The organism is Streptomyces tubercidicus, from assembly GCF_027497495.1.
Lineage (GTDB): Bacteria > Actinomycetota > Actinomycetes > Streptomycetales > Streptomycetaceae > Streptomyces > Streptomyces tubercidicus.
Genome location: NZ_CP114205.1, coordinates 1,123,327 through 1,142,535, shown reverse-complemented (window position 1 = coordinate 1,142,535; position 19,209 = coordinate 1,123,327). Strand labels below are relative to the sequence as shown.

The 19,209-nt window shown below is 69.1% G+C and carries 17 protein-coding genes and 1 pseudogene; 7 read left to right on the top strand and 11 right to left on the bottom strand.

Features of this window, described 5'->3' with window-relative positions; translation table 11 throughout:
- Window positions 1-45 precede the first annotated feature (45 nt).
- Window positions 46-849, top strand: coding sequence for a PaaX family transcriptional regulator C-terminal domain-containing protein (locus tag STRTU_RS04810; RefSeq protein ID WP_159742393.1), 804 nt, complete (start codon window positions 46-48; stop codon window positions 847-849).
- Between the two features lie 20 nt (window positions 850-869).
- Here STRTU_RS04810 and STRTU_RS04805 read toward each other — a convergent pair whose 3' ends face one another.
- Window positions 870-2,267: an alpha/beta hydrolase family protein gene (locus tag STRTU_RS04805; RefSeq protein WP_159742392.1), complete on the bottom strand. Its 1,398-nt coding sequence runs from the start codon at window positions 2,265-2,267 to the stop codon at window positions 870-872.
- 258 nt (window positions 2,268-2,525) lie between these two features.
- Here STRTU_RS04805 and STRTU_RS04800 point away from each other — a divergent pair, with 258 nt between their 5' ends.
- Complete coding sequence (locus tag STRTU_RS04800) at window positions 2,526-3,794, top strand: aspartate aminotransferase type Ic (protein ID WP_159742391.1); 1,269 nt, start codon at window positions 2,526-2,528, stop codon at window positions 3,792-3,794.
- Window positions 3,795-3,897: 103 nt separating this feature from the next.
- Here STRTU_RS04800 and STRTU_RS04795 read toward each other — a convergent pair whose 3' ends face one another.
- Window positions 3,898-5,100 (bottom strand): lactonase family protein, encoded by a 1,203-nt coding sequence (locus STRTU_RS04795; protein WP_159742390.1) that lies wholly within the window; start codon window positions 5,098-5,100, stop codon window positions 3,898-3,900.
- 307 nt (window positions 5,101-5,407) lie between these two features.
- Between STRTU_RS04795 and STRTU_RS04790 the strand changes: the two genes are divergently transcribed.
- Entirely contained in the window at window positions 5,408-6,496 is a 1,089-nt protein-coding gene (locus STRTU_RS04790) for a tetratricopeptide repeat protein (RefSeq protein ID WP_159742389.1), read from the top strand.
- Here STRTU_RS04790 and STRTU_RS04785 read toward each other — a convergent pair.
- From STRTU_RS04785 to STRTU_RS04765, 5 genes and pseudogenes are all read right to left on the bottom strand, one after another.
- Window positions 6,390-6,680: pseudogene (locus STRTU_RS04785) on the bottom strand (lipase maturation factor family protein); the annotation flags it as partial. The gene STRTU_RS04790 and the pseudogene STRTU_RS04785 overlap by 107 nt on opposite strands.
- Window positions 6,681-6,793: 113 nt before the next feature.
- Window positions 6,794-7,570 carry an aldo/keto reductase gene (locus tag STRTU_RS04780; RefSeq protein WP_159742388.1) on the bottom strand — a complete coding sequence of 259 codons (777 nt, stop codon included), beginning with the start codon at window positions 7,568-7,570 and terminating at the stop codon, window positions 6,794-6,796.
- A complete protein-coding gene (locus STRTU_RS04775) occupies window positions 7,567-8,151 on the bottom strand; it encodes an AAA family ATPase (RefSeq protein WP_159742387.1) in 585 nt (194 codons plus the stop codon). Before STRTU_RS04775 ends, STRTU_RS04780 begins: the two co-directional genes overlap by 4 nt.
- The gene (locus tag STRTU_RS04770) at window positions 8,145-8,753 is read right to left on the bottom strand and encodes a 3'-5' exonuclease (protein WP_159742386.1); all 609 of its coding nucleotides are present in this window, start codon (window positions 8,751-8,753) and stop codon (window positions 8,145-8,147) included. The genes STRTU_RS04775 and STRTU_RS04770 overlap by 7 nt, the downstream gene beginning before the upstream one ends.
- Complete coding sequence (locus STRTU_RS04765; RefSeq protein WP_246240121.1) at window positions 8,731-9,963, bottom strand: radical SAM protein; 1,233 nt, start codon at window positions 9,961-9,963, stop codon at window positions 8,731-8,733. Before STRTU_RS04765 ends, STRTU_RS04770 begins: the two co-directional genes overlap by 23 nt.
- 490 nt (window positions 9,964-10,453) lie before the next feature.
- On the opposite strand from STRTU_RS04765, the gene STRTU_RS04760 reads away from it, so the two are divergent.
- Together STRTU_RS04760 and STRTU_RS04755 are read left to right on the top strand one after the other, a co-directional pair.
- The gene (locus STRTU_RS04760) at window positions 10,454-11,293 is read left to right on the top strand and encodes a helix-turn-helix domain-containing protein (protein WP_159742385.1); all 840 of its coding nucleotides are present in this window, start codon (window positions 10,454-10,456) and stop codon (window positions 11,291-11,293) included.
- Window positions 11,290-11,490 carry a DUF397 domain-containing protein gene (locus STRTU_RS04755; RefSeq protein ID WP_159742384.1) on the top strand — a complete coding sequence of 67 codons (201 nt, stop codon included), beginning with the start codon at window positions 11,290-11,292 and terminating at the stop codon, window positions 11,488-11,490. Before STRTU_RS04760 ends, STRTU_RS04755 begins: the two co-directional genes overlap by 4 nt.
- 172 nt (window positions 11,491-11,662) lie before the next feature.
- Here the strand turns inward: STRTU_RS04755 and STRTU_RS04750 are convergent, their stop codons facing one another.
- Window positions 11,663-13,108: a lipase maturation factor family protein gene (locus tag STRTU_RS04750; RefSeq protein ID WP_159742383.1), complete on the bottom strand. Its 1,446-nt coding sequence runs from the start codon at window positions 13,106-13,108 to the stop codon at window positions 11,663-11,665.
- A gap of 392 nt (window positions 13,109-13,500) precedes the next feature.
- Between STRTU_RS04750 and STRTU_RS04745 the strand changes: the two genes are divergently transcribed.
- Window positions 13,501-13,671 (top strand): hypothetical protein, encoded by a 171-nt coding sequence (locus STRTU_RS04745; RefSeq protein ID WP_159742382.1) that lies wholly within the window; start codon window positions 13,501-13,503, stop codon window positions 13,669-13,671.
- Window positions 13,672-13,723: 52 nt separating this feature from the next.
- Here STRTU_RS04745 and STRTU_RS04740 read toward each other — a convergent pair whose 3' ends face one another.
- Both STRTU_RS04740 and STRTU_RS04735 read right to left on the bottom strand, forming a co-directional pair.
- The gene (locus STRTU_RS04740) at window positions 13,724-14,299 is read right to left on the bottom strand and encodes a TIGR03086 family metal-binding protein (protein ID WP_159742381.1); all 576 of its coding nucleotides are present in this window, start codon (window positions 14,297-14,299) and stop codon (window positions 13,724-13,726) included.
- Window positions 14,300-14,446: 147 nt separating this feature from the next.
- Window positions 14,447-16,276, bottom strand: coding sequence for an alpha-L-fucosidase (locus STRTU_RS04735; protein WP_159742380.1), 1,830 nt, complete (start codon window positions 16,274-16,276; stop codon window positions 14,447-14,449).
- 331 nt (window positions 16,277-16,607) lie between these two features.
- Between STRTU_RS04735 and STRTU_RS04730 the strand changes: the two genes are divergently transcribed.
- Window positions 16,608-18,170 (top strand): AMP-binding protein, encoded by a 1,563-nt coding sequence (locus tag STRTU_RS04730; protein ID WP_159742379.1) that lies wholly within the window; start codon window positions 16,608-16,610, stop codon window positions 18,168-18,170.
- A 113-nt stretch (window positions 18,171-18,283) separates the two neighbouring features.
- Here the strand turns inward: STRTU_RS04730 and STRTU_RS04725 are convergent, their stop codons facing one another.
- Window positions 18,284-19,126 (bottom strand): nitroreductase/quinone reductase family protein, encoded by an 843-nt coding sequence (locus tag STRTU_RS04725; protein ID WP_159742378.1) that lies wholly within the window; start codon window positions 19,124-19,126, stop codon window positions 18,284-18,286.
- Window positions 19,127-19,209 lie beyond the last annotated feature (83 nt).

The window sequence follows — 19,209 nt, the reverse complement described above, 5'->3', positions numbered from 1 at the left end:
AGGCTGTAATGCCACGGAGTCGGCTGGCTAGAATTTCCTGCACATATGAACGACGACCAGACCCGCACGAGCGGCGACGACCACGCCCGTACGGTCGACGACACCGGGGCCGACGCACTCGCGCTGCGCCCGCTCACCGCCCGCTCCATCGTGCTGAGTACCCTCCTCGGGCATCACCCGCCGCGGCTGCCCGCGCGCGCTCTGGTGCGGGTCGGCGAGCTCTTCGGCATCGCCGAGGGCACCGTCCGGGTCGCGCTCTCCCGGATGGTGGCCGCCGGAGACCTGCGGCAGACGGACGGCTCGTACGCCCTCACCACCCGGCTGCTGGCCCGCCAGACCCGGCAGGACGAGAGCCGCTCACCGCGGACCCTCTCCTGGAGCGAGGGCTGGGAGATCGCCGTCGTCACCACGCCGGAACGCCGCCCGGCGGCCGAGCGCACCGCGCTGCGCCAGGCCATGGCGACGCTGCGGCTGGCCGAACTCCGCGAGGGGAACTGGCTGCGCCCCGCCAACCTCGACCGGCCCCGCCCCGCCGTCGTCACCGACCAGTGCACCTGGTTCACCGGCACCCCGGACGGCGATCCGGCGGTGCTCGCCGCCCGGCTGTGGGACCTGACCGGCTGGGCCCGGCGGGCCCGCGCGCTGTCGACCGCACTGGACCGCGCGGGCACCCACGCCGACCGCTTCACGGTCGCCGCGGCCGCCCTCCGTCATCTTCTCGCCGACCCGCTGCTCCCCGCCGACCTCCTGCCGGAGAACTGGCCGGGTGGTCAACTCCGCCGCACCTACGCAGAGTTCGAGACCGAGCTGCGCGATCTGCTGCGGCAGTACCTGAACGACGCGGCCTGAGAGGTCGAGGAGCGGCGGGCTCAGGCCAGCGTCTCGTGCAGCCAGTCGAAGACGACCTCGCAGTGCTGCTGCGGGGCCATCGGGGAGCAGTGCAGCTGTGCGCCGGTGGCCTCGGTGAGCTTCACGTAGTCCTTGGGAGCCGTCAGCTTGTCGAACAGCTGGCGCGGCTGTCCCGGATAGAACTGCTCGAATTCGTAGTCGAGCACCAGGGTCGGCATCTTGATGCGGTCCACGACATCCGTGATGTCCAGTGACTTGATGAGGGTGGCCGGGGTGTAGAAGTCGGTGAGCATCTTGCCCTCACGGGCCGCGAGCATCGCCGGCGCCGAGAAGGGCTCGATGCGCTTCTTCATCGTCGCGGCCTCGGACGGCGACAGCCCGGGAACGACCTCCTTGTTCCAGATGCGGTTGGTCTCCTCCTTGTCCGGGGTGAGGATCTCCCGGATCTCCGGCGGAAAGCCCAGCCAGGGCGAGAGCACACCGGGCATCGCCACCAGCGCGGCGATCCGGGGCTCGAAGGCCGCCGCCCGGGGCGCCAGATCCCCGGCCATGCTCAGCCCGGTCAGCGCGATCTTGCCGGTGAGTACGTCCTGGCGGGCGGACAGCCAGTCGACGAGCGGGGTGACGACGGTCTCCCAGCGCGGTGTGAAGACGACCTGGTCGATGAAGAGCAGCTGGCCCTGGCCGGGCCCGTCGTACACCAGGGCGTTCCAGCCGCGCTGCAGAGCGGCCGCGACGCCGTAGGTCCACATGTCGACGTTCTGCCCGTCGCTGCCGTTCGTGAGGATCACGGTGGGGCGCCGCTTGCCGGAGCTGTCCGGCCGGAAGAACCACACGGGCATCGGGGTCTTCCCGTACGGGACGCGCGCCGTCACCGGAGGCGGGGTGCACCGCGCGCAGAAGGCATCCCAGGCGTCGCGTCCCGCCTGGTACAGCTGTGGCTCGATACCCGGCGTGCCGGAGCCGAGGACGAAGAACAGCGCCTGTGCGTAGTACTGCGCGGCCCGCAGCATACGGGCCCGCGTGGTCTCCGCCTCGGGCTTGCCGCTGCTGGGCGGCCTCCGCAGCTGGTCACCGAGGCTCTTGAAGGTCTCGGTGTACGTCTGCGCGGAGAGGCCGGCCTTGTTGACGGTGTTCACGGCGGTGAGCACCTCGCCGACCTCGGCGGCGCCAAAACCGGACCCGCCGAGTGCGAGGAGGCCGTTGAAGTTGAAGGCGGGGTCCTTGAAGAGCGTCATCACACCGGGTGTCGGATCGCTCGCCGAGGCGTAGGCCCGCGCCGTACGACGCGCGGTGGGCGCCGTCGCGGGCGACGCGCTGCATCCGGCGGCCAGCAGGGCCCCCGCGCCGCCGACGAGCCCGGTCAGCGTGGTGCGGCGGGTGGGGCCGGAAGCGCGATCGGCCGATACGTTCGTCATGCCGCCCGAACGTACGAGCCGCGCCGCCCGGCCCCCCTCTGCGACACCCGGCCTTCCCCCGAACGCCGCGCGCCGCGGTCCGGGTCACCGCCGACGGATTCACGGGTTCCGTGGGTGCCCAAACCGGCCCAAACCGGTACCAAGCAAGATCCACTTGGACCTGGCCGGGGTTTTCGAACGGGGGTTTGTATCCTCGGCAGGCAGTACCGAAGACCCGGGCGCCGGCCCCGCGGCGCCACCGGCCTGAGAGGAAACACCATGACCACCGAGCTGAGCGCCGACGCCCTGAGCGGGCTCCTTGAGCAGGCCCGCAAGGACTATCAGGATCTTGCCGGGCGCGGGCTCTCGCTGAACCTCACCCGGGGCAAGCCGGCGCCGGAGCAGCTGGACCTCTCCGCGGACCTGCTGAGCCTGCCGGCCGGTCAGCGCACCGCCGCCGACGGCACGGACGTACGCAACTACGGTGGTCTGCAGGGCCTGTTGGAGATCCGGGAGATCTTCGCCGAGCTGCTCCAGGTGCCGGTCGGGCAGCTCCTCGCGGCGGGCAATTCCAGCCTTGAGCTGATGCACGACTGCCTGGTGCACGCCCTGCTGAGCGTGCTGCCGGGGGCCGAGTCGCGCTGGGCGGGGCAGGAGCGGATCGCGTTCCTGTGCCCGGTCCCGGGCTACGACCGGCACTTCGCCCTCTGCGAGCGCTTCGGGATCGAGATGATCCCGGTGCCGATGACGGCCGAGGGGCCGGATATGGCCGTCGTGGAGCGGCTGGCCGCCGAGGACCCGGCCGTCAAGGGCATCTGGTGCGTCCCGAAGTACAGCAACCCGGACGGGGTCTGCTACAGCGACGCGACGGTGGCGCGACTGGCCGCGATGAGCACCGCCGCACCCGATTTCCGAATATTCTGGGACAACGCCTACGCCGCCCACCACCTCACCGACGAACCGGCCGAGATCGCCGATCTGCTCGCCGCCTGCGCGGACGCCGGGAACCCGGACCGCGCGTTCGTGTTCGGCTCCACCTCGAAGATCACCTTCGCGGGCGCCGGTGTCGCCTTCTTCGGCTCCTCCCCCGCGAATGTGCAGTGGCTGCTGGCCAACAACGCCAAGCGGTCGATCGGCCCGGACAAGGTCAACCAGCTGCGGCACGCGCTGTTCCTCAAGGACGCCGACGGGGTGCGGGCCCACATGGAGCGCCAGCGCGCCCTGCTCCAGCCGAAGTTCGAGAGCGTCGCCCGGATCCTGGAGGCGGAGCTGGGCGGTACCGGACTCGCCCGGTGGACCGACCCCAAGGGCGGCTACTTCGTCACCCTCGAAGTGCCGGACGGCTGCGCCAAGGAGGTCGTCCGCCGCGCCGCCGAGGCGGGCATCGTGCTGACCCCGGCCGGTGCCACCCACCCGTACGGCGACGACCCGCGCGACGCCACCATCCGGATCGCGCCCAGCTACCCGGGCCTCGCGGAGCTGGAGCAGGCCATCGAGGGCCTCGCCGTCTGCGTCCGGCTCGTCGGCTACGAGCAGCAGGCGAGCTAGTAGCTCCCCGGCCGGCGCGGCTCAGCCCGCGCCGGCCGGCTCTTTGGGCTGCCGCGGGCTCGTACCCGGCCGGAACCACACCCCCGTCAGCCGTGCGTGGCGCTCACCGCGGCAGGACGCACACCGGGACCGGAGCCTGGAACGGCGTGCCCGCGCGGTGCAGTGCCCCGGTCCGGGCGTCCACCGAGAACACCGTCACCGACCCCGACTTCTGGTTCGCCGTGAACAGCCACCGCTGATCCGGCGAGAAGGCGATCTGCCGGGGGAAGTCCCCGCCCACGGGCACGGTGTCCAGCAGCCGCAGCCGGGCCCCGGCCGCCTCCACGGCATAGCGGGTCAGGCTGTTGTGACCGCGATTGGCGAGATAGGCGAAGCTGCCGCCCCTGGTGACCAGGAACTGGGCGGGATAGTTGGTGCCGGACCCGGTGCCGGTGGACTGCGGCGCCCCGGGGGTGAGTCGTCCGCTGCGGCGGTCGTAGCGGCAGACCACGACCGTGTTGTCGACCTCGTTGGCCAGATACGCGAAGCGGCCCGAGGGATGAAACGTCAGATGCCGCGGACCGGCCCCGGGGCGCAGCGCCGCACGTGACACCTGGGTGAGCTTTCCGTCCGAGGTGTCGAGACGGTAGGTGTAAACGGTGTCGTTGCCGAGGTCCACCGCCAGTACATGGCGGCCGTCCGGGGCCGTGATGATCTGGTGGGCGTGCGGCCCGTCCTGTCCGGGGCCGGGCGGCGGGCTGGAGTGCGTGACCAGATCCGTACGCTCGCCCAGGGCGCCGGTGGCCCGGTCGACCGGATGCACGGCGACGCTGCCGGAGAGGTAGTGGGCGCTGAGCAGCCAGCGCCCGCCGGGATGCACCGACAGATGGCAGGGGCCCGCGCCGCCGGTGGACCGGGTGCCCAGCACCGCGGGCGCGCCGTCCGGCCGCAGCGCCATCGCGGTCACCTCGCCCTGCTCCCGCTCATCGACCGCGTAGAGTGTCCGGCCGGATGGCGCCAGGGCGAGGTACGAGGGATCGGCGACCCCGGCCACCACCCCGCCGGCGGTGATCTGCCCGGTCACGGTGTCGTACGTCGCGAATCCCACGCCGGTGCCGCCGCCGTCGACCGAGGTGTACGTCCCCAGGAAGAGCGGTCGGGTGCGCGGCGGGCGGCGCTCCGGGCGGTGCGGGGCCGGGGCGGGCCCGCTGTCCTTCATCGAGGCCAGGCCGGTCCCGGCGGCCGCGGCCAGCCCCAGCCCCGCGACGGTGCCGAGGAACCGCCGGCGGCCGGTCCCGGCCTGCGTTCCCGTGCCTTCTGCTCCCATGCCACACCTCGTGCTCGGGGTCGGTGGTCGTGGTCGGTGGTGGTAGTTGAGCGGTCGTCAGCAGGGTGTCCCGTTACGCCTGTTGGGGCAAGCGGAGCCCCCGGAACCCCCGCCGGGAAGGCCCGCGGTCCTCTCCCATCGGAGGGGGAACCCTGACGGACCCGTACATCCTCAAGATGACCACGCTCCCCCTCCGTAGCACTCCAGTCGTACGTCACAACCCACATGCGGACGGACTCATTGGCCCCTCCACCGAACGTAGGTTATTGATCAAGGCACGGAGAGAAGTCGAGAGGGCCACAGATTTATGTATGGCAAGGCATTCGCCCCCGAATACCAAGGCGAGCTGGGCTCGGCCCTGGGTGTGAACTCCTCCTACGAGGAGGTGTTGGCGAAGGCGAGCCAGGCACATGCCGAGGCGGGCACCTCACTGGAGCGGTCCCGGGCCGCGCTCGCGGTCGCCGAGGCCAACCGCCGGCTCGGCCGGGTGGCGGAGGCGGGCGACGCCTGGCGGGAGAGCTACCGCAGCGCCCGCACCGCCGGTGAGCCGGGCGCCATGGCCTGGGCCCTGTGGAGCGGCGGCACCCTGGCCCGCCAGTGCGGGACCCTGCCGCTCGCCCGCCGGCTGCTCACCCACGCCGTCGCGCTGGCCGACGGCAGCGGCGACCGCCTCGCCCACGGCTACTCCCTCGCCGGCCTCGCCGAAACCGGCCGAATACAGGGCGACTACGCCGCGGTCGCCGAGCTCCATGAGCAGCTGCTCGAACAGGGCCGCAAGCACGGCGAGGCCCGGCACATGGTCTGGGCGATGTCCGGCATCGCCCAGATGCACCGCAACACCGGCGGCTACGACAAGGCCCTGGAGCTGTTCGAGGAGTCCGTCCGGATCGCCGCCGAGGCCGATGACCACCGCGGGCGCGCCTGGTCGCTGCGCGGTGTCGCCGATGTGCTGTCCGTACAGGGCGAGACGGAACGGGCGCTGACGCTGCTGTCCGAGGCGGAGGAGATCTGCCGCACCATGGACCTGGCGAGCGCGCTGGCGTACAACCACAAGATGCGCGGCAACGTCTTCTACCGGGCGGGCCGTTACGAGTCCGCACGGGAGACCTACACCCTCTCGCTGCGGGAGTTCCGCGAGATGCAGGAGCCCCGTGGTATCGCCCTCTCCCGGCTCGGGCTCGCCAAGTCCCGCGCCCGCCTCGGCCGCGACCAGGAGGAGACACTGGCCGAACTCGCCACCCTGGAAAAGGACTTCACCCGCATCGGCCTGCGTCATGCGCGCGATATGGTCATCGCCTTCCGCGAAGAGCTGACCGCGCGACCGGCGGCAGAAACTCCCGCTCCTCGGTCCGGTGCCACCACGCCCCGGTATCCCGCAGTTCCTGCCAGGTCGTGAAGCGGTAGCGGAAGACCCGCGCCCTGATCCGGGCCGGCGGGACATCAGGAAACGGATTGCCCCGCAGCAGCCGCAAGGTGTCCCGGTCGTTCTCCAACAGCCGGGCCACCAACGGCACAAACCACGCCTGGGCATAGGCCGGTGACAGCGCGGCGAACCACATCAGCCAGTCCAGCCGCAGGTTGGATTGACAAGGGTGTCACATTGACGAGGTACTACGCTGCCTTGGCACCGTCCGCCTGTCCCTCGAAGTCGACTTCGGCGAATTCGAGGGGCCCTTGCTGTGCACGACGGAGCTCATTCGGAGGCGAGACCGTCGACCAGCTCGCGGAGATGTTCGGAGTTGCTGGTGCCCGGGAGCGGTACGACGTGAGGGCCGAGACCGAGAAGCCACCGAAGAGCCTTCCCGGCGCCGCCGTGCTCGGCGAGTGTGCCCGTGCCCAGGGGGGAGTAAGCGACGTACGGGATGTCCAGCGTTCGACAGTGCTCGACCGTCCCGAGGTCGTCCTGCACAACCAGGCTGAGCTTGTTCTGTACTGCTGCCACCGTAATGACTTCCGAGGCTTGGTCGATCTCGGCCGGGCTCACTTTCGACAGGCCGATGTGGGCGATCTTCCCCTCGGATTGCAGTTCGGCGAGTGCGCCGACCTGGTCCAAGAAGGGCACAGAGGGGTCGTTGCGGTGGAGGTAGCAGAGGTCCAGCTGCTCGACGCCGAGACGCTGAAGGCTGGCCTCCACGGCTGCTCGAAGGTAGGTCGGCCGTCCGAGAGGAGCCCACATACGGGGGCCGGGACGAACCATGCCGACCTTAGTGGCGATCAGCAGGTCCAGGTCGAAGCGCGAGGGAGGCAGGCAGTCGCGGATCAGCGTTTCGACTGTGTAAGGGCCGTAGGCGTCGGCGGTGTCGATGTGCGTGATCCCGAAGACGCGGATCGCCTCCAGGAGAACAGTCATCGGCCCGACTCGGTCATCAGACATGCCCCAGGAGTCGCGCCCCGCGAGGCGCATGGTGCCGAAGCCCAGGCGAGAGACGGTCTTCCCAGCGATGGAAATGGTGCCCCCGGGAGCCGTCACGACGCAGCCTTGGCGGTGATGCGTTCGACCAGGGTGGAAACGGCGTTGCCCTCGTCGTCCGCGCTGGTGATCTTCTGGTGAGGCAGGTCGAGGCTGTGGATCAGGGAGTGCACGTTCCGGTCGACGGCTGCGCGGTAGTCCGGGTCGCGATCCCGGCAGTCACCGAGCGGCAGGGCCGGGTTCAGCACGGTCGCGAACAGGAAGTCGTACGTGGCGGCGTGGGCGTGGACCAGGCTGACGAGCCCACCCACGGCCTTCGTGTCGGGTTCCTGACCCGAGCGCTCCAGCGCGGCCATGTAGTAGGCCAGGGGGTCCACGGCGGAACGGTCGATCAGGACGATGTCCGCGTTCAGGGTCGCCTCGGCGACAGCGGTGGCGGAGGCCGCGATGATCCACTCAGTGCACTCGGGGCTCTGCTTGTGCAGCTTGGGGAAGCCGAGTTCCGCGGCCTGCTGGGCGAACGAGGCCGGGGTGCGAGCCACCGTGAGACCGGTGGCTCGCAGTTCCATCTCGACGCGCTGAATCAGTGTGGTCTTACCGGTGGAGTGGGTGCCGGTGAACGCTACACGGGTGGCTACCACAGTGTGTCCTCCTCGGGTTCGGGTTCGGGCAGGCCGGGCATGCCCGGCGGTACTGCCTTGACGACCATGGCCTCCCACATGTCGTAGTGGGAGGCGAGGTGGTGCAACAGCAGCCCGGTTGCGTGCGCGTCGTAGGCGGCGCGATGACGAGTGCCGGCCACGTCGTCCAGGCTGATGCGGGTGTGGGTAATGAGGGCGTCCAGGCCGAAGGCCTTGTGACCGGGGAACGTGGCACGGGCGAGCCGTAGGGTGTCGATCACCCCTGCGGGCTGCCAGGTGGGCATGTGCCGGGTCAGGACCCTGTATTCGACACTGGCGGAGTGTGCGCAGATCCACGCATTCTTAAGCACATCAGCGACATCCCCGGCGACCTCGTCCCACAGGGGAGCATCGGCCACCATGTCATTGGTGATGCCGTGAATGCGGCTGATGCGGCCTGCGATCGGTTCAGGGGGCCGGATCAGCCACGACCGGGCCCCGTCGGGCTGCGGCATCCCGGCCTGCATGGGAATCGCCGCCACCTCGACCAAGTCCGGCGGGTTGGCCCCGTTCCCCTCGACATCGACGACGAACAGGGACTCAGGCCAAGTCAGCGGGCTCATGATCAGTGGTTCCTTCCTGCTGCCCCTGCCATCCGATCTCGGCGCGGCCGTGCCTGCGCTCGCGGTGGGGGTGCTCGCGGCTGTGGACCTGGAAACCGTAGCCGTGCTGCATGAAGTAGCGGGGCTGCTCGGCCAGGCCCTCGGTGATGATCGCCCGTTCGGTGATCTCAACCGGCCCCGTGGCGCCCAGCTCAGCGGCGAGCTTGTCGGCGTCCGCCTTTGCCGGTGCATTCCACGCTGCCGCGCACAGCCCGAGTTGACGCTTCGGGCAGATGTCGCAGAGCTCCTTGATCCCGAAGTGTCCGTTGTAGTCGGCAAGGCCCTGGGCGTATGCGACGCCGCACGAGGTCTTCCGGAAGAGGGGCCCCCACGGCTCCTCGGAATCCGCGGAGCGCCGGAACAGGGCCAGAATTCGTTCCTCCATCTGCTCCGGCATGATCTTCCGCCGGGCCGTCGAGTCGTACGGCGAGGGGAGCCCTTCCTCCTCGTAGTACGCGGCGATCTCGTCCCGGAAGAACAGACCGGTGAACACCGTGGCGTGCGCGTGTTCCGACAGGGCCTTCGCGGCGGCCAGGTGTTTGTCGGTGTCGTTGAGGCCCGGCACGATGGGCCGCCAGTACAGGATCGTCCGGTACGACTTGGCGTTGGCGTACAGGGTCTTGAGGCTGGTCGCGGCGATATTCGAGTCGACCGGCTCGATGCCCGTGTGCTGAATGCCGGAGTAGGTGACCAGAACCGTCACCTTGATGTTCTTGAAGGAGTTGAGGATGGCGCAGTCCTCTTCCTCGACGCGCCAGCGGGTGATGACCAGGACGTGGTTGGTCAGGCCACGCTCGTCCAGCAGCCGCAGCGTGTTGAACGTGTGCGGTTTCACGACGGGAAGCATCGGGTCGGTGGCCTTGTTGAACAGCTGGATCGGGGTGACGTGCGGCCGGAAATACTGGTGACCGGTCAGGGCGGCCACGGCTTCCTCGTCCGACATCAGCGCGCGCGGCACCTTAATCTCGAAGTTCTTGTAGAGGTGGCGGATGCAGTAGCTGCACTCCAGCGGGCAGCCAACCACGTGGTTCAGCGACAGGCCGGACTTCCGGTACTCGACGACGTCCGCCAGGTTCGGCTGAAGAACCGCGATCCGAGCCGACGTCATGAGCGGCAGGAACTTGCGGCCGAAGGCCGACAGCGGGGCTGCGGCGATCTCGGTCTTGGCCATGAGCTGCTCCTCTTTTAATCTGCCACGCCCACGCTGCGGGCATGGACGAAGGGAGGCGTTTACGGGGAGATGGGGTGAAGCCGTCGAAGGTCGCGCTTCGGGACCTGATCTCGTACTTGCACGCCGGAGAAGGGGCACGGCTCAGTCAGGTGGTAGTCCGTGTGATCAGAGATCCGTACACGAGTGACCCGATTACCCTGGACTCCTGACTCAGTGTCAGGCGCGCGGCCTCCTGCGGGCTGGTCGGCCGACACTGCTCCTCGGACTGCTCCCACTGGCCCCCTGGGCGAGTCAGAACCAGCTCGTGATCCTTAACGGCCTCAACCTGCCCGACGAGTTGACGCGGCTGGTCCAAGACGGCTTGACCTCGGCGGTAGATCATGGGTCCTCTTCCCACTGCCTGCACGTTCCGTTCCGGGAACAACCTTGTCGCTGTAGCCGTACGATCACTAGTAGTTGGCTATCGGAGTGCGATCGAGATATCTGGCATATGACAAAGGCGCGGGATGTTGACCCCAGCGAGGGCATCGAGCAGTACATCGGGCGCACGGTGCAGGACGCTCGACTGGCCCTGCGCAAGGCGAAGTTTGAAGGCCACGAGTGGACTCAGTCGTACCTCGCCACTCGCGTCTTCGTGGCGCAGAGTCGGATCTCTGAGGTTGAGACGGGCGACGTTCCTCCGGACACGGAACTCGCGAGGAACCTGGAGAAGGCCCTCGGGGTGCGGTCTGGCACCATCGAGAACCTGGTCAGGATCCTGAACCGGGAGAGCGTGCGCGACTACGCGAAGCCGTATGTGAGGCGGCTGTCCGAGGCGCAGATGATCCATGACTTCGGACTGATAGTGCCCGGCCTGCTCCAGACGAAGGGCTACGCCAGCGCCCTCGTCCTGGCGGGGCAAGCTGGGGACCCGAAGGACATGAAGCGCTTCGTAGACCAGCGCATGGAGCGAGCTAAGAGGCTCTGGGAGGGTGAGAATCCGCCTTGGATGACCGCGATCATCTACGAAGCCGTACTCCGCAGTGACATGGGGAACCCGGACGCGGCCTGTGAGCAGCTACAGCACTTGCTCAAGGCCCAGGAGCAGCCGAACATCAGCGTTAGGGTTCTGCCGTTCGGCGCGGCGATCGTGTCCGGTTCGTTCACTCTCCTCACCCTCTCGAACGGCCGGCGGGCTACCTATACCGAGGGCTTCTCGACCGGTAGTTACTCTGACGAGACGGCAGAGGTTATGAGGTTTCAGAAGGTCTGTGATCGGCTCGCCGAGGACGCGGAGAGCGCCCAGAGGTCTAGCGGTCTGATCCACGAAGCGCTGAAGAGGTTCAAGTGAGCGAGCAGCCCAACTACCGCAAGTCTTCCTACTCCGGCTCTGACAACGACGCGTGCGTCGAGGTCGCGGACAACATGCCCCGGATCATGGTTCGCGACTCGAAGTTCGTGGAGGGCGGGAGCCCCGAGATCACCGCGAGCCCGGCTGCGTGGACCGCGTTCCTCGACAGCCGCGTGAAGCTGGCTGACACCATCTGAGCAGTACTGCGCTTCGGTAGCCGGGCCCCCTCACCTTCGGTGAGGGGCCGTCGGCTCTCTGGCGGAGCCAGGCAACTTTCCCGGGTGCGCGGCTGAGCATCGAAGAATGAACTAACTCCTCCCTCGGGGCGCCTGAGGGTTAGTTCGCTCCGGGGAAGTTGGAATGTGAAACTCAGGGAGGAGGGTCGTCCTCGTCCTCTGGGGCCGGTGCAACCTCCAGCCGGGTGGGTGGTAGGAGGTCCCGCACGAAGGTGCGGTGCCACCAGGCCCCCGTCGCGCGCAGCTCCCGCCAGGTGCTGAACCGGTAGCGGTAGATCCTGGCGCGGATGTAGGTAGGGGGTCGATCTGGGAAGGGGTTGCGGCGGATCAGCCGAAGGGTATCCCTGTCATTGAGGAGCAGCCGCTCGATGAAGCCGCCGAACCAGGACGCTCCGTACGAGGCGGACAGTGCGACGAACCAGAGAAGCCAATCAAGTCTTAGGTGATACGGCGCGAACTGGCGCGGCAGCCGTCGCACCTCGCCCGGCTTGCCGTGGAACTCGTACGCGTGCCAAGTAGTCTCCGGCCCGGTCACCGCGTCCGCCGTGCCCTCCACCACGATCTCCCGGCGGACCCGCGTGATACTGCCGAACGCGCCATATGAATTGACCAGATGCAGGGACTCGTAGGACGTGTTCATCAGCTGCTGACGCGCCAGCAGATTGCGGGCCGGCCGGTAGCTGAGCGCGAGGACCCCGGCGGTGGCGAGGAGGACCAGGACCTCGAACCAGACGGGCGGCGCCGGGAGCGGCGGGGCGGGCCGCGCCCACAACGGGGCGGCGGCCGACATCGCCAGCGTGATGGTCACCCAGTTCAGCCAGGCGAAGTTGCCGGAGAGCACCAGCCACAGCTGGGTGACCACCATCGCGACCGCCGCCCAGCCGGCGATCGGCTGCGGGGTGAACAGCAGGACCGGCACGGCGAGTTGGGCGACATGGTTGGCGGCCACCTCGACGCGGTGCAGCGGCCTGGGCAGATGGTGGAAGAACCAGCTCAGCGGCCCTGGCATCGGCTGGGTCTCATGGTGGTAGTAGAGGCAGGTCAGATCCCGCCAGCAGGTGTCGCCGCGCATCTTGATCAGACCGGCCCCGAACTCCACCCGGAACAGCAGCCATCGCAGCAGCCACATGACGGTCACCGGGGGAGCGGTCACGGCGTTGCCGAGGAACACCGCCAGTGAGCCCGCTTCCAGCAGCAGCGATTCCCAGCCGAAGCTGTACCAGGTCTGCCCGACATTCACGATGGACAGATACATCGCCCACAGCACGGCCCACAGCACCATCGACGCCCAGAGCGGTACGGCGTCCGCGGCCCCCGCCGCCACGGCCGCGGCGAGCAGGACCCCGCTCCACGACCACAGTGCGAAGAAGCGGTCCGAGTAGTGCCAGTGGAAGACCGAGGGCGCCGCACGGAACGGCACCGTCGCCACATACGCGGGCACCGGCAGCATGCCGCGCGCACCGATCAGCGCCCGGAACTGCCGCACCGCCGCGAGGAACGCGACCACATAAAGAACGGCCAGCATGCGCTGGAAGACCAGCCGCCCCAGCCAGTAACCGGAATCGGAGAACCATGCCACCCGCCCATGGGTAGCACCGTGGCCGCGCGCTCTGCGGCAGGGCGCGCGGCCTGGGCGGCAGCATCCTTTGCTCCTTCTTCAGCGTGAGGGGGCGGTGCGAATGCAGCAACCGCGGGGCCATTGGAGTGAGTGATGTGCATCACAAAACCAACCCCTTTTCCCCGTCATTCCGGGCGGCGCCATTCGCGCTTTTCGAGGACTTGACTTTCGCGCCGGGAAACGTCGAGCGCGCCGCGTGCGGCGTCGTTACTCTGAGGGGCGACGGACGACCTTTCTGGGAGACGCCAACACCATTGGCCCGTCGCGGGAACGCCACAAACCTTGGCTGACCTCCCGGTTTGTGAAAAAGGCGCCACCGCGTCGGAACCAATACCTCGATGAAGGAGTGCGTGGTGGCATTGCACAAGGCTCAACACAAGCAGCCCCGTTTGAAGCAGGGCGAGCGACCAGGTCGGATCAAGGAAGTCCGCAATCTGGAAGTCTGGGACAGATGCGCTCCGGTGCGGCTGGCCGGCTGCGAGGACGATCCCGCCGAGCCGAATATCTTCCGCGGCATCGACTGATCGGCTGATCTCAGGTGTGTCCTCGGCCCTGACCCATGGGCCTTCTCCGGGGTCAGGGCCGACGCCCGAGCAGACACAGCAGCCGGGTGAGCGCGTCGGCGTCGGCCGGCGGCTCCACCGCCGGGGCGAACAGCCCGGAAGCGGACAGTCCGGGGGCGTACGGCTCCACCTCGCGCAGTGCCGCCGTCGCCAGATCACCGGGCAGCCGCTCATCGGCGCCGATCGCACGGGAGAGGTCCCAGGTGTGCACCACCGCGTCGGCCATCATCTGGGTGCAGTACGCGGCGGCCGGGCTGGAGCCGTAGGACAGCTGGACGGTGCGGTCCAGCGCACCGCGCTCCGCGAACGCCGCCACGGCGGCCACCGCCGCGCGGTCCCAGGCCCCGGCCGGATCGTCCCCCAGCACCTCGCCGTCATACTCCGATCCGATGTCGGTGATCGATGCTCTGTCGCGCACCAGGCGGGGCACCCACAGCTGTTCGGCGGTGAGGTGGTTCACCAGAGCGCGCACCGACCACTCCGTACACGGCGTCGGGCCGTCCCACTGGTCCTCACGGACGGCATGCACCCGGGTCCCGAAGAGCGCGAGAGCCTCACCATGGGTTCGCAGGATCTCGTCGTTGTTCATGCTCCCCGAGGATAGGAGCGGGCACTGACAACGGCGCCCCGGCGGACGGCCGTCCGCCTTTGGCGCCGCGTGACCCGAACGGCCCAACCGGGGGCGGCGATTTCCCGCCCCCGGCCGGTTCGCCCCCGGCCGTCCGTACGGCCGCGGTCAGTCGACGTAGAGCTGACGCCGCGGCACGATCTGCTGGTCCTGGCTCGGGCTGGACCACAGCAGCTTCATATGGGCCTCGCCGGTCCGCTCCGTGTAGTCGATCCGGATACGGTGCCGGTGACCGGCCTTCAGGGTGACCGTCCCCTTGTCGGCCTTCGGCTCGTGCGGGGTGGCGCTGTCGATCACCGGCTTGCCGTCGATCCACAGCCGCACGGTGTCGTCCGAGACCGTGGTGAAGGTGTACGTCTCGTCGTAGCGCGGCTGGATGCTGCCGGTCCAGCGGGTGCTGAAGTGTTCGGCCGGGATCGTCGGGTCCGGTGAGCCGTCGAAGCGGTAGGACTTGTTCACCGTCGGATCGACGGTGGTCACCGCGGGCGGGCCGGAGAAGGAGTCATTGGCCCAGCTCTGCGCCGTCAGCCCGGTGCCGGTACCGGCGGGCGCCGCGGCCGGCGGCCGGATGGTGAGCCGGATGACGCTCGCGCGCTGGTCGGTGGCCGCGCCGGACGGTGTGAGGTCGAAGCCGTCCCCGGACCGGGCGACCGTTACCTGCTGGGAACTGCCCAGCACCCGGGCGGCGGTGATGTCGAACGGTGCCCTGGCCGTGAGGTGGAGGGGAGCGCCGGAGGCCGGCCAGGAGGTGACGGAGGCATATAGGGCGTCGCCCCGGCGGGAGACCGCGCCCCAGGACGGGTCCGCCACCAGCCCGGTGTGCCCGGTCCCGTAGACCGCGTCGCCCTGACCGTGCGCGGCCAGCCATTGGCCGGTCTCGCGCAGCCGGTCGACGGACGGCTGAGGGATGCGCCCGAGCCTGTCCGGCCCTACGTTGAGCAGATAGTTGCCGCCGCGGCTCGCCACATCCAGCAGATTGCGCAGCACGGTCGCCGACGGCTTCCAGTGGGTGTCGTACTTGGCGAAGCCCCAGTGGTCGTTGAGCGTCATACAGCTCTCCCACAGCTGCCCGTCGACCGGCTCCGCGGGGATCTCCTGCTCCGGCGTGCCGAAGTCGCCGTCGGCCACCCCGCGTTTGCCGACGCGGTTGTTGACGATCAGACGAGGGTTCAGGGCGTGCAGATACGCCTGGAGATCCGCACCGTCCTGGTGGGACCAGCTGTTGGTGGGGTTGTCCGTGTCCCATTCGCCGTCGAACCACAGCAGCGCCGGGTCGTAGTGCTCGATCAGCTCCTTGAGCTGGGCATACATCCGCTTCTTATAGCGCGGGAAGGTGGCCGGATCGGCGAAGTCCGGGTCGTGCCAGTCCCAGATCGAGTAGTAGAAACCGAGTTTGATCCCGGCGGCGTCGGCCTCCTTCTTCAGCTCGGCGAGGATGTCGCGGTGCGGGTCGAAGGAGGAGTGGTCGCGCAGATTCCAGGTGTTCTGCCGCGTCGGCCACATCGCATAGCCGTCGTGGTGCTTGGAGGTGATGACGATATAGCGCTGGCCGGCGTCCTTGGCCGCCCGGACGATCGCACGGGCGTCGAAGGCGGACGGGTTGAAGGTGGCCGCCTGCCGCTCATACTCCTCGTCCGGGATCCGGCACTCGCGCTTGATCCACTCGGCGTTGCGGCAGACCGTGCCGTCGGGGCGGGTGTACTCGCCCTCCAGATTCGAGTACGCGCCGAAGTGGATGAACATCCCGAAGCGGCTCTGCCGCCACCACGAGGTGCGCGGCGAGGTGAAGGGATCGTCGGTCGCGTGATTGGTGCCGGGGCCTGCGACGGGCCGGGGCGGGGGCTTTGCGGCGGCCACCGGGCCGGCGGCGGTCAGCAGCAGGGCGCCCAGCGTCCCCGCCAGTACCGGCAGCCCGAACCGTCTTGTGCGGCTGTGCATCGCTCGCTCCTCGGGTCAGTTGGTCACGTACGTGCCTCCTGTGCCATCCCGCATGGTGCAGCCCCGGCATCCGGACCGGAAGACCCCGGGCGCGATAAACATCGGAGCATCTGGGGCAAGGAGGCGAACGGTTGGGGGAGTTGGCGGGTGTCGGGGCGGGAGACCTCGGATCTAAGAGGGCGCGGGCACCGGATCCGGGAGGGGCGCGGGGGAGTGGCCGAGAAGAGGACGTCCGATGGCCGAAAGGGGCGCGGACGCATGGTCAGCGCCCTGGCGGACAATGCCACTTGCCGGTTCAATGAGCGATCCGGTCGCACTCACTGGAGGCACCATGGAAGCCGTCGTCCCCACCGCAGCCGGCGCCCCGGCGATCCGCTGCGCGGGCCATGAACGCGAATATCCGGCCTTCCTCGACCGTGCGGCCCGGATCGCGAACGGCCTGGCGGAGTGGGGAGTCGATCCGGGCGACCGGATCGCCGTGGTGCTGCGCAACGAGCCCGCCCATCTGGAGATCACCGCCGGTGCCGCGCTCCTCGGGGCCTCGGCGGTACCCGTCAACTGGCACTTCCGGCACCACGAGCTGCGGCATGTGCTCACCGACAGCGGCAGCAAGGTCGTCTTCGTACACACCGACCTGCTGCCCGGGGTGTCCGCCGCGCTTCCCGACGGCGTACGGATCGTCGAGGTGGCCGTCCCGGCCGGGGTCGCGGCCGCCTGCGGGATCTCCCTGCCGCCGCCCACCGGCGAACACTCGCTGCTCGACCACTGGCTGGAGGGACGCGCCCCGCTGCGGACGGGCGCCGCGGAACGCCCGCCCACCATCATCTACAGCTCCGGAACCACCGGCCGCCCCAAGGGGGTGCTGCGCGAACCCGTCGCCGCGGACCGGCTGGAGAAGGCGGTGCTGCGGTTCCTGGAGTACTTCGCCGTCGCCCCCGGCGGCCGTACGCTCATCCCCGCCCCGCTCTACCACGCCTCGCCCAGCCAGCACGCCGTCCTCGCGCTCGCGGCCGGGCTGGACATCACCCTGATGCCGCACTTCGACGCCGAGGAATTCCTGCGGCTGATCGCACAGCACCGCATCGAGCAGGTCCAGGTCGTGCCCACGATGTTCGTCCGGCTGCTGCGGCTGCCCAAGGACGTCCGCGAGCGCTACGACCTGTCCTCGCTCACCTCGGTCGTCCATGCCGCGGCGCCCTGTCCGCTGCATATCAAACACGCCATGATCGACTGGCTGGGGCCGGTGCTCCGGGAGTACTACGGCGGCAGCGAGACCGGCGCAGTGACCTGGTGCGACAGCGCGGAGTGGCTGGCCCACCCCGGCACCGTCGGCCGGGCCACCGGAACCTGCGGAGTCGCCGTCCTCGGCCCCGACGGGGAACCACTGCCGGCCGGCGCCACCGGCGACATCTACCTCAAACCCGCCGACGACTGGCCCCGCTTCACCTACCTCGGCGACCCGGACAAGCGCGCCGCCATGGAAGCGCCGTGCCTGCCCGGGTACGTCACCATCGGGGACATCGGCCATCTCGACGCGGACGGCTATCTCTACCTCAGCGACCGCCGCAACGACATGGTCATCTCCGGCGGGGTCAACATCTACCCCGCGGAGATCGAGGGCTGTCTGCTCGCCCTCGACGGGGTGCGTGACGTGGCCGTCTTCGGCATCCCCGACGAGGAGTTCGGCGAGGTCCTCGCGGTGCATCTGGAGACCGAACCCGGTGTGCTGCTCAGCGCCGAGACGGTCCGTGCCCATGTCGCCGCGCGGCTCGCCGGGTACAAGGTCCCCCGGGCCGTGGTCTTCGAGGAGCGGCTGCCGCGCGATGAGTCGGGGAAGCTCTTCAAGCGGCTGCTGCGGGATCCGTATTGGGCGGGGTGCGAGGACGCGATCTGAATGTGGTGGGCTGCCCGGTGGTCCCCGGGCAGCACCTCCCGCCGTTCAGCAGATCCCTCGGTTCAGCACATAGCCCGGTTCAGCACATAGCTCGGTTCAGCACATGGCTCGGTTCAGCACATCCCGCCGTCGAGGACCGGAATCAATTGTTCCTCCTCGTAGGTGAGATGGTTTTCCACCTCCTCCGTGAGGCGTTCGACCTCGGCGAGCAGCAATTGTGGATCGGCGTCCCGGTCGGAGATGACGTTCTGCAGGTCGGCGAGTAGGACCGCGAGTTTCTGGTGTTCCTGCTCCAGACGCTCCAGGGCCGGGGCGAGTTCGGGATGGTTCCGGCCGAGCAGCGGAAACATTCCGGCGTCCTCGCCGGTGTGGTGAGTGCGCAGCCCCTGGCAGAGGGTCAGACAGTTCACCCGGAGCTGGGCGCCGAGACCCGGGCCCGATGCGGCGATTTCCTTGCGGATCAGGGCGAGTTCCCGGCGGAATCCGTCGTGTACGGCCTTGAGCGCCCCGCCCACCGACGAAGCGTTGATATTCGGCGGGCCGGCCGGAATTTCCTCCAGGGCCACCACGGGAAGGACGCGGTCCGTCTTCTCCTGGTATGCGGACCAGCCGGGATCGCTGTCGACCGCGCGGGCGAAGGCCCGGTCGCGTTCGGCGCCTTCCAGGACCACGGCCTGCGCCTCGTAGGTGAAGACACCGGCCTCGACGGTGACACGGGGATGGGCCACCAGGTTGTGGTACCAGGCCGGATGCTTGGGCGCGCCGGCCGCCGAGGCGATGACCAGGACGCGTCCGTCGCCGTCGGGAAGGTAGCCGAGCGGGGTGGTGTGCGGAGCGCCGGACCGCGCTCCCGTGGTGGTCAGCAGCAGCAGTCGGCCGCCCTCGAAAGGGCCGCCGACGCAACCACCGTTGGCGCGGAACTCCTCGATGATCTGTCGGTTGAAATCGATCGGCATATTCGGTGTTTTCTCCAGGATGCGGCGTGCGCGGGAGCCCGCGGAGATGCGCGGGCAGGGGAAATCGGCCCTGCGGATGAGAC

What these genes read in the sequence shown, in the direction of transcription:
- STRTU_RS04795 (WP_159742390.1), bottom strand. Translation starts at nt 5,100, where the DNA reads ATGGGAGCAGAAGGCACGGGAACGCAGGCCGGGACCGGCCGCCGGCGG.
- STRTU_RS04725 (WP_159742378.1), bottom strand. Translation starts at nt 19,126, where the DNA reads ATGCCGATCGATTTCAACCGACAGATCATCGAGGAGTTCCGCGCCAAC.
- STRTU_RS04800 (WP_159742391.1), top strand. Translation starts at nt 2,526, where the DNA reads ATGACCACCGAGCTGAGCGCCGACGCCCTGAGCGGGCTCCTTGAGCAG.
- STRTU_RS04730 (WP_159742379.1), top strand. Translation starts at nt 16,608, where the DNA reads ATGGAAGCCGTCGTCCCCACCGCAGCCGGCGCCCCGGCGATCCGCTGC.
- STRTU_RS04740 (WP_159742381.1), bottom strand. Translation starts at nt 14,299, where the DNA reads ATGAACAACGACGAGATCCTGCGAACCCATGGTGAGGCTCTCGCGCTC.
- STRTU_RS04735 (WP_159742380.1), bottom strand. Translation starts at nt 16,276, where the DNA reads ATGCACAGCCGCACAAGACGGTTCGGGCTGCCGGTACTGGCGGGGACG.
- STRTU_RS04760 (WP_159742385.1), top strand. Translation starts at nt 10,454, where the DNA reads ATGACAAAGGCGCGGGATGTTGACCCCAGCGAGGGCATCGAGCAGTAC.
- STRTU_RS04790 (WP_159742389.1), top strand. Translation starts at nt 5,408, where the DNA reads ATGTATGGCAAGGCATTCGCCCCCGAATACCAAGGCGAGCTGGGCTCG.
- STRTU_RS04805 (WP_159742392.1), bottom strand. Translation starts at nt 2,267, where the DNA reads ATGACGAACGTATCGGCCGATCGCGCTTCCGGCCCCACCCGCCGCACC.
- STRTU_RS04765 (WP_246240121.1), bottom strand. Translation starts at nt 9,963, where the DNA reads ATGGCCAAGACCGAGATCGCCGCAGCCCCGCTGTCGGCCTTCGGCCGC.
- STRTU_RS04810 (WP_159742393.1), top strand. Translation starts at nt 46, where the DNA reads ATGAACGACGACCAGACCCGCACGAGCGGCGACGACCACGCCCGTACG.
- STRTU_RS04770 (WP_159742386.1), bottom strand. Translation starts at nt 8,753, where the DNA reads ATGAGCCCGCTGACTTGGCCTGAGTCCCTGTTCGTCGTCGATGTCGAG.